Genomic DNA, 7,494 nt, shown 5'->3' on the forward strand with positions numbered 1-7,494 from the left:
TTTGAAAGGCACGCAAACCTAAAATACAACTATGGTAACCGACATTTTTGGTCGAAAGGCTATTATGTAAGCACGGTAGGGCTAAATACAAAGACAGTGTAGGAGTATATAAGGAATCAGGAAAAGGAAGACATGATTCAGGATAATTTATCGAAGAAAGGATATGTGGACCCCTTTAAGGGGTAGGTCATAGAGTTATTTCACGGTTGTTGGTTTTCATATGCCCTTTGAAGGGCATGTGAAGTACTAGGTCTTTATAGAGTAGCCTAAAAACTGCACGTTTTACGTGCGGATTGTTATTTTATGATTTTTTTGTACAGGGTGTAATTTTACCTGAACTAACTGTTAGTTCGGCAGTAAGTAAACAAAGATTATTATAGTTTGTTTATGAGATTTAACTGTTTGTATTTGTTTACTTTCCTTATGATAAGATTGATATACGATATTTTTCACCTATTTAATTATAAAAAAATCTACACCTTGATTAGTTTTTCTATGTTCAACTTAGGTTCAGATTAAACTACAATCAGCTTTTCCGCTTCTAGCTAACAACCCTCGGCAAGATGCCGGCTTCGGTGAGGAATGGGATGATGATAATGATGATGCCGATAATTAATGTGACGACTAACATGAGGTTTCCGCCGGCAACGCGGTAAGGGAGATCTTGGTATTGCTTTCTTGTGCGCCATGCCAGACCAATAGGTAGGATTAAGCAATAAAAAGCACATAATAGTCCGGCGTAGCTGAGTGCAGAGAGGAACCCGTTTGGGTAGAACAAAGCGAAAATTAACGGCGGAGTGAATGTCGCGATGGTCAAACTTACACGGTTTGCCGGCATTTTAGTGCGTTTGAATAAATCGTTTAGCCCTTCAAATAAACCGAGTGCGACCCCTAAAAATGAGGTGATGAGCGCAAATGAGTAGAATATCGGTAAAACTTGGCTTAGCAAGGTAGTGTCTCGTAGAGTTTTAGTGGCGTTAATCAAGCCGCTTAATGTCGGATCATCTTTGAGTACGGCGACAAATTCATTTTGGCTTAATATGCCGTGCGTGGCGAGTTGCCACAATAAATAGGCCATGAGTGGAATAGCGGTGCCGATAATAATGGCGGAACGGAAACGTTTCACATCGCCTTCCAGGTAATTATTGATGCTGCCCATCACTACATGAAAGCCAAATGAGGTAAAGAAAATCGGGCCTGCGGAGAGAATGAGGGTATATTCCAAAGGCATCGCCGTTAAATTCTCGCCGATGACCTTCGGTAACATTATGGCAAGTACGAGAATAAAGGCGATGATTTTACCTGAAAATAATACACGTGTAATATTGTCTACGCCCTTGGTACCGATAACTACGAAAGCACCTAAAATAAAGGTGAAAATTAAAATAGAAATTTTTAATGTAATATCGGCGGAACCTAAGAAATCTTTCGGCAGGGCGTTTGCAAGTAAAGTACCACCACCGGCCATGTAGGCGGCTGATAATGCATATAACAAAATGAAAAGTGAGAGTGTTGAAATAATACGTCCGGGAATACCGAAATATTTTTCCGCCAAGGTTGCTACGCCATCATCTTTGCGTTTGGCAGTTTGATAAACTTCAACGAAAAGTAGTCCACTGTAAGCAAGGAGTAACCAAAGTCCGATGAGAAGTGCCGCGGTAAAGGCGAATCCCATGCCGGCGGAGGTTAACGGCATGGCGAGCATTCCGGCACCAATGGCGGTTCCGGCGATAATTAAGGCGCTGCCGAAGGTTTTATTTTTTAATAACATACATTAATCCTAAATAAAGTAGGCTGGTATTATCGCATAAAGTCGTCGGAGATTAAGTGCTAATGCGCCGATTTTGTTATAAAGTGCGGTCTTTTTTGAGAGCGTTTTTTAAATGGAAAGTGAATTTTATTATTCTCTGTTATCAACGCCGATATAAAGATAATTTCCCGCTTCATCACATAAGCTACGAAATCCCACGTTGATAATTTGGTAATTCTGTTGAGGTAAGGTGCGGTAATCAAAATTTTCGTGGTGATGTCCATGATAGATTTGTGTTACACCTAATTTTTTTGCCAGTTGATTGATCACATCAAAGCCGGAAGGGTGTGGTTTCGGCGCTTCATGGCAAATTAAAATATCGGCTTGTTGTTGCTCGAAAATTTCAATATCGGAAGGAAAGATCGACGTGCGGTGACGCAAAGGCACTCCGCCACGCCAGATTTTTTCCTGTGGGCAATATTGGCAATAGTGGATCGGATCAAAAAATAACGGCTTATTTGGCGGCATCCAGATTTGTCCGCGAAATACCCCGCCCAAACCGGCAATTCTTTTATTCTGAATTTGTTGCACGCGTCCATGTAAATTGCGCGTTTTCCATTCTGTCCCCCAAATGGACTCAAATGCTGCCACGGTTTTGCTGTCGTGATTGCCGTGAATAAACCAAATATCCGCGTATTGCGCCAATTTTTCTAAAGGTTCGGGATTGGTGAGTTGTAAATCGCCCAGGATGATGAGCGCCACATCCCGGCGTTCTTTCAGAAAAGGGTAAAGATGATCAAAACTCCCGTGCGGGTCGCCTGCAAATAAAAGCATAGTTACCGCCTGAAATTAAAAAATAGAATTGCCGTGATCGCTGCTTAATTCAGGCAGTTCTTCTTCATTGAGGATTTTTTCCACAATTTCTTTTACCCGATTATAGCGCTCCAAATAACTTGGCGATTCAATTTCAATGTATGGGACATTGTATTTATCTAACAATTTTTTGAGTAACTGTTGGAAACGTTGTCGCTGTTTTTGATTGCCCAGGCTACGCAAACCGTCATCAACCCATTGCGTGTTATTGTTTAACAAAATGGTGACATCAAAAGGATATTCTTTAATCATGGAATCCAAAAACGGGTGTGCTTTGCCTTCGTATTGAATACAAAATGCCTGTGTGGTGATGAAATCCGTATCAATAATGGCGACTTTGTGGGCGTGTCGCACAGCATAATCGATGTAACGTTGATGTCCTAACGCCATTTGAGGATAATCGGAATATTGCATGGCCTGTTCGTCACCGCCCAGTTTTTCAAATACGAATTCGCGCCCGTATTCCCAAGCGGAAGTGGTGTTGAAGACCGTTGCCAATTTGTTCACCAATACGGTTTTACCGCTGCTCTCACCACCTAAGATGGCAATGGTTTTTGCGAAAAACGGACGTACTTCTTTTGGGATAAACTTCCAATAATGGAATGGTTCGTTACGAATTTTTGTAGCGGACACATTAAAAAATACGCGTTCGGGATCGACTAAAGATACGTCCAAATTGAGATATTTTTCATAAGGAGCTTTGTCTTGAATTTCGCTACTGAAGACGATACTTGGCGTAAATCCTTTTTCTTTAAATAAGTCTTTAACCCGTTCAGCCCACGCTTGCCAGCCGTTCGGGTAATTTGGTAAGCCGTCCTCGATTAAGTGGTGGATAAAAATTTGATTTTTCTGATATTTAAAGATCTGTTGCATCCAACGCAAACGATCTTGTACGGTGGGCATACGCTTCATTTTACTGTCGTAAAACAGTTTTAAATCCCGTTCCGTATCGCTACAAACAATCACATGCACTTCATCCACTTTACTGAAGGCTTCATAGATCATATTAATATGCCCGGTGTGAACCGGATAAAATTTACCGAAAATCACACCGACTTTTTTATTATTCGGCGCATCAATTTGTAGCACGCGATGTAGCGCAGTCAGTTTTGTCGCACTCGGGCTTTTAATTTTTCCGCTGACTAATTGATTGAAATAAGCACGGGTAATATTCGCTCTTTGGCAAACATCATTTACTTTGAGATTCAATTTTTTACGTTTTTCTTGTAAATATTGGAATGCTGACATACCTATTTCCTCATTTTAATCGACGCGTTAAGCAAAAGAGCGGTCGAAATTTATGTTGTTTTTGCCGCAGAGAGCTCTTCCACGCGTTTTTCAAGTTCGCTTAATTTTTCACGAATACGTATTAACACTTGTATTTGTAAATCAAATTTTTCGCGGGATACAATATCCGGTTTGGATAATTGGTTTGTAAAACCTGTTTAATTTTGTCTTCCACATCCATCCCTAAGTCTTTAATGTCTTTAGGAAGGCTGTCTTGAATTTGTTGTATAACATGCTCTATTTTTTTGGATTTAGCATAGATGCTTCAGTTTTTGTCTGTTTAAACTGATTTCCCTTTTTTAACCCAGTAACGATAGGGGATCTGAGTTGTTTCGCTATGTAGCAAAGTATGATCCATAAATTGGCAGAAACTCGGAATATCACGGGTAGTTGCGGGATCATCCGCCAGCATCAAAAGTACATCGCCTTCTTGTAAATGGCGAATTTGTTTGCGTATTAACATGACCGGTTCGGGACAACGCAGACCAACGGTATCAAGTGTTTGGGTGATTTTTATATTATCCATTTTTGTTATTTATTACGAAAAATTCCGGGGTATAATACAATAAAATATGATACAAAATCAGCAAAATTCCTTAAATGCGTTAAACGTATGATTGAATATCAAATTCCTAAAAGTGCGGTGGATTTTAGCGAAGAAATTAAAAAGAACTATTTTGCTACGGTCGCCGGTCAACTCAACGATTCGCATCAATTCGGTTTTCTGATGACGGCAAACCGAGCGGCACGGCGGGCAGGCCGATGTTAGCCGCGTTGCAGGGCAGTGGTGTGGGCGAAATCAGTGCCGTGGTGGTGCGCTATTATGGCGGTGTTTTGTTGGGTACAGGCGGATCGGTACGCGCTTATAGCGGTGGCGTTCAATAGGCGTTAAAATTACTGGAAACTGAAAGCAAAGTGGCGTATTTACATTACGCCGTGTGCTGTGATTACACCCAAATTAATGAGTTACAAACGCTGTGCGAACAATGTGCTATTTTGATCCAAGCACAGGGTTTTCAGGTGGATATTACTTTGCGTTTGGCAATTCGACCTGATAAATTAGCGCGTTTCCAACAAGCATTGACGGAACGCTCTGCCGGGCAACTGGTTTTAAACGAAATTAAAAATTAATTATAGAGAGATTTTTTAGTGCATTTTTTATCCATCTTACGCATCGTCGGCATTTTAGTGATGTGCTTTTCCTGTACCATGCTGCTGCCGGCATTTGTTGCATTATTATATGGCGACGGTGGTGGTAAAGCTTTCATCCAATCCTTTGTAATGAGCGCCATTGCCGGCGTAATCCTATGGTGGGCTTGTCATCACCATAAGGAAGAATTGCGCTCGCGAGAAGGATTTCTGATTGTTGTTGCCTTTTGGGTGGTTATGGGGAGCCTTGGGGCAATTCCTTTTATGTTATTTGAGGACCCCTATTTAACCGTTTCTTCCGCATTTTTTGAATCCTTCTCCGGTTTAACTACGACAGGCGCGACCACTATTGTCGGTTTAGACAACTTGCCAAAAGCGATTTTATTTTATCGCCAGTTATTGCAATGGCTCGGCGGCATGGGGATCATCGTGTTAGCAGTGGCGATTATCCCATTGTTTGGGATCGGTGGAATGTCGCTTTACCGAGCGGAAATTTCCGGTCCGTTAAAAGAGAATAAAATGCGCCCGCGTATCACCGAAACCGCTAAGACATTATGGATCATTTATGCTTCATTAACCCTGCTTTGCGCTTTTTCTTATTGGCTTGCGGGAATGTCGCCTTTTGATGCCATTAGCCATAGTTTTTCCACCGTGTCTATCGGCGGTTTTTCCACTCACGATAGAAGTATGGCGTATTTTGCCAGTTCGACGGTTAATATCATCACTGTTGTCTTTTTATTGATTTCCGCCTGTAACTACGTGTTGCATTTCAATGCTTTTTCGCAATTAGGTAAACGAAATATTTTCCTTAGCTATTTTCGCGATCCGGAATTTCGCTTCTTTATGCTGATTCAGTTTTCTTTAGTATTGATTTGCTTTGCCATGTTATTGGCAAATCATCATTTTGATGAAACCTTCCAAAACCTTGAACAAGCGCTATTTCAATCAGTTTCCATTTCAACCACGGCGGGCTACACTACCTCCAGTTTTGAACAATGGCCACTATTCTTGCCGATCCTCCTGCTATTTGCTTCTTGTATAGGCGGCTGTGCAGGATCCACCGGTGGCGGTCTCAAAGTGGTTCGTGTTTTGGTGCTTTATTTACAGGCTAAGCGTGAACTCAAACGGCTAATCCATCCCAATTTAGTGTACCCGATTAAATTAGGCAAAAGGGTGTTGGACGAACGGGTTATACAAAGTATTTGGGCTTTTTTTTCCGCCTATTTACTGGTTTTTGTAATTTGTCTGCTGGGTGTCATTAGTTGTGGCGTAGAAACTTTTGATGCCTTTAATGCCGTTATTGCCTGCTTAAATAATGTCGGACCGGCACTGGGGACGGTTAGCAGCAATTTTGTTGGCATCCCTGATAGCGCAAAATGGATCCTGACCTTAGCCATGGTTTGCGGTCGTTTGGAAATTTTCTCCTTATTAGTATTATTCACTCCTGCGTTTTGGAAATCCTAATGAAAACACTTATTTTATATTCAACTCATAATGGACAGACCAAGAAAATAGCCGACTATATTGCCGAACTAATCACCGCCAATGTGGAGGTGAAATCGATTAACGCAGAAGTGAATTTTGCCGATTACGAGCGCATTATTATCGGAGCTTCGATCCGCTACGGACATTTCAATAAACAGCTTTATAAAACGCTGGAAAAACACACCGCACTTTTGAATCAAAAGACCACCGCCTTTTTTGGCGTGAACCTGACGGCGCGAAAAGCCGACAAGGCAACGCCTGCAACGAATGTTTATGTGCGTAAATTTTTGCAACGTATCACTTGGCAACCGACGATCTCCGCGGTGTTTGCCGGTGCATTGCTTTATCCGCGCTATGGTTTCTTCGATCGCATGATGATCCAACTTATTATGCGTATCACAGGCGGAGAAACGGATCTTACAAAAGAAATCGAATATACGGATTGGCAAAAAGTGCGGTCGTTTTCAGAAGCGTTTTTGCAGTTGAAATAAGTAAGTTGTATTTTTTCTAAGCTATCGACAAAAAATGTAAAAATCCGCTTGATCCTATCATAGAGATCCCTATAATACGCATCCGCACTGCAAGGGCAGTAACTAAAGGAAAATAAACAAAATATTTTCTTGACGGCAAATAAGATCTTCATCTATAATTTGCGACCTTGCTTAATGCAAATGTTCTTTAACAATCAATCATACAAACTGTGTGGGCACTTATAGATTCGTTTTAGATAATTTTAAGATTGAACTTAATAGGTGCCGGAAGATTCGTTTATTTATATTATTATAATAGATTAATTAAGTCAGCTATTGAGGGATTAAGCTTTTTGAATTGAAGAGTTTGATCATGGCTCAGATTGAACGCTGGCGGCAGGCTTAACACATGCAAGTCGGACGGTAGCAGGTAAGTACTTGTACTTATGCTGACGAGTGGCGGACGGGTGAGTAATGCTT

Annotated in this window: 9 protein-coding genes, 1 rRNA gene and 2 pseudogenes; 7 read left to right on the plus strand and 5 right to left on the minus strand. The window is 41.2% G+C overall.

All coding sequences use genetic code 11. The features are described from left to right. A pseudogene (locus tag A3CS_RS1000000111790) lies at positions 1–186 on the plus strand (transposase); the annotation flags it as partial. A gap of 355 nt (positions 187–541) precedes the next feature. Here A3CS_RS1000000111790 and A3CS_RS0110550 read toward each other — a convergent pair. The 5 genes and pseudogenes from A3CS_RS0110550 to tusA all read right to left on the minus strand — a co-directional run bounded on the left by A3CS_RS0110550 (position 542) and on the right by tusA (position 4,436). Beyond that, complete coding sequence (locus A3CS_RS0110550; protein WP_005545497.1) at positions 542–1,771, minus strand: aromatic amino acid transport family protein; 1,230 nt, start codon at positions 1,769–1,771, stop codon at positions 542–544. 129 nt (positions 1,772–1,900) lie between these two features. Then, positions 1,901–2,584 (minus strand): metallophosphoesterase family protein, encoded by a 684-nt coding sequence (locus tag A3CS_RS0110555; RefSeq protein ID WP_005545496.1) that lies wholly within the window; start codon positions 2,582–2,584, stop codon positions 1,901–1,903. A gap of 15 nt (positions 2,585–2,599) precedes the next feature. Further along, complete coding sequence (gene nadR, locus A3CS_RS0110560; protein WP_005545495.1) at positions 2,600–3,871, minus strand: multifunctional transcriptional regulator/nicotinamide-nucleotide adenylyltransferase/ribosylnicotinamide kinase NadR; 1,272 nt, start codon at positions 3,869–3,871, stop codon at positions 2,600–2,602. Between the two features lie 50 nt (positions 3,872–3,921). Further along, a pseudogene (locus A3CS_RS1000000111795) lies at positions 3,922–4,151 on the minus strand (accessory factor UbiK family protein). A gap of 39 nt (positions 4,152–4,190) precedes the next feature. Next, entirely contained in the window at positions 4,191–4,436 is a 246-nt protein-coding gene (gene tusA / locus A3CS_RS0110565) for a sulfurtransferase TusA (RefSeq protein WP_005575711.1), read from the minus strand. Between the two features lie 87 nt (positions 4,437–4,523). Here tusA and A3CS_RS1000000112500 point away from each other — a divergent pair, with 87 nt between their 5' ends. The 6 genes from A3CS_RS1000000112500 to A3CS_RS0110595 form a co-directional block, all read left to right on the plus strand. After that, positions 4,524–4,679, plus strand: coding sequence for a hypothetical protein (locus A3CS_RS1000000112500; protein ID WP_012820878.1), 156 nt, complete (start codon positions 4,524–4,526; stop codon positions 4,677–4,679). Continuing rightward, positions 4,625–4,795, plus strand: a complete 171-nt coding sequence (locus A3CS_RS1000000112505; protein WP_308219520.1) for a YigZ family protein — start codon at positions 4,625–4,627, stop codon at positions 4,793–4,795. The genes A3CS_RS1000000112500 and A3CS_RS1000000112505 overlap by 55 nt, the downstream gene beginning before the upstream one ends. Before the next feature lie 30 nt (positions 4,796–4,825). Further along, a complete protein-coding gene (locus A3CS_RS1000000112510; RefSeq protein ID WP_005545493.1) occupies positions 4,826–5,041 on the plus strand; it encodes a DUF1949 domain-containing protein in 216 nt (71 codons plus the stop codon). An 18-nt stretch (positions 5,042–5,059) separates the two neighbouring features. Next, the gene (locus tag A3CS_RS0110585; RefSeq protein WP_005588097.1) at positions 5,060–6,523 is read left to right on the plus strand and encodes a TrkH family potassium uptake protein; all 1,464 of its coding nucleotides are present in this window, start codon (positions 5,060–5,062) and stop codon (positions 6,521–6,523) included. Beyond that, positions 6,523–7,035: a menaquinone-dependent protoporphyrinogen IX dehydrogenase gene (hemG, locus tag A3CS_RS0110590; RefSeq protein WP_019518477.1), complete on the plus strand. Its 513-nt coding sequence runs from the start codon at positions 6,523–6,525 to the stop codon at positions 7,033–7,035. Before A3CS_RS0110585 ends, hemG begins: the two co-directional genes overlap by 1 nt. 334 nt (positions 7,036–7,369) lie before the next feature. Then, a 16S ribosomal RNA gene (locus A3CS_RS0110595) occupies positions 7,370–7,494 on the plus strand; the annotation flags it as partial.

The sequence above is a fragment of the Aggregatibacter actinomycetemcomitans DSM 8324 genome (assembly GCF_000372365.1).
Classification (GTDB): Bacteria; Pseudomonadota; Gammaproteobacteria; order Enterobacterales; family Pasteurellaceae; genus Aggregatibacter; species Aggregatibacter actinomycetemcomitans.

What these genes read in the sequence shown, in the direction of transcription:
- A3CS_RS0110550 (WP_005545497.1), bottom strand. Translation starts at nt 1,771, where the DNA reads ATGTTATTAAAAAATAAAACCTTCGGCAGCGCCTTAATTATCGCCGGA.
- A3CS_RS0110555 (WP_005545496.1), bottom strand. Translation starts at nt 2,584, where the DNA reads ATGCTTTTATTTGCAGGCGACCCGCACGGGAGTTTTGATCATCTTTAC.
- nadR (WP_005545495.1), bottom strand. Translation starts at nt 3,871, where the DNA reads ATGTCAGCATTCCAATATTTACAAGAAAAACGTAAAAAATTGAATCTC.
- tusA (WP_005575711.1), bottom strand. Translation starts at nt 4,436, where the DNA reads ATGGATAATATAAAAATCACCCAAACACTTGATACCGTTGGTCTGCGT.
- A3CS_RS1000000112500 (WP_012820878.1), top strand. Translation starts at nt 4,524, where the DNA reads ATGATTGAATATCAAATTCCTAAAAGTGCGGTGGATTTTAGCGAAGAA.
- hemG (WP_019518477.1), top strand. Translation starts at nt 6,523, where the DNA reads ATGAAAACACTTATTTTATATTCAACTCATAATGGACAGACCAAGAAA.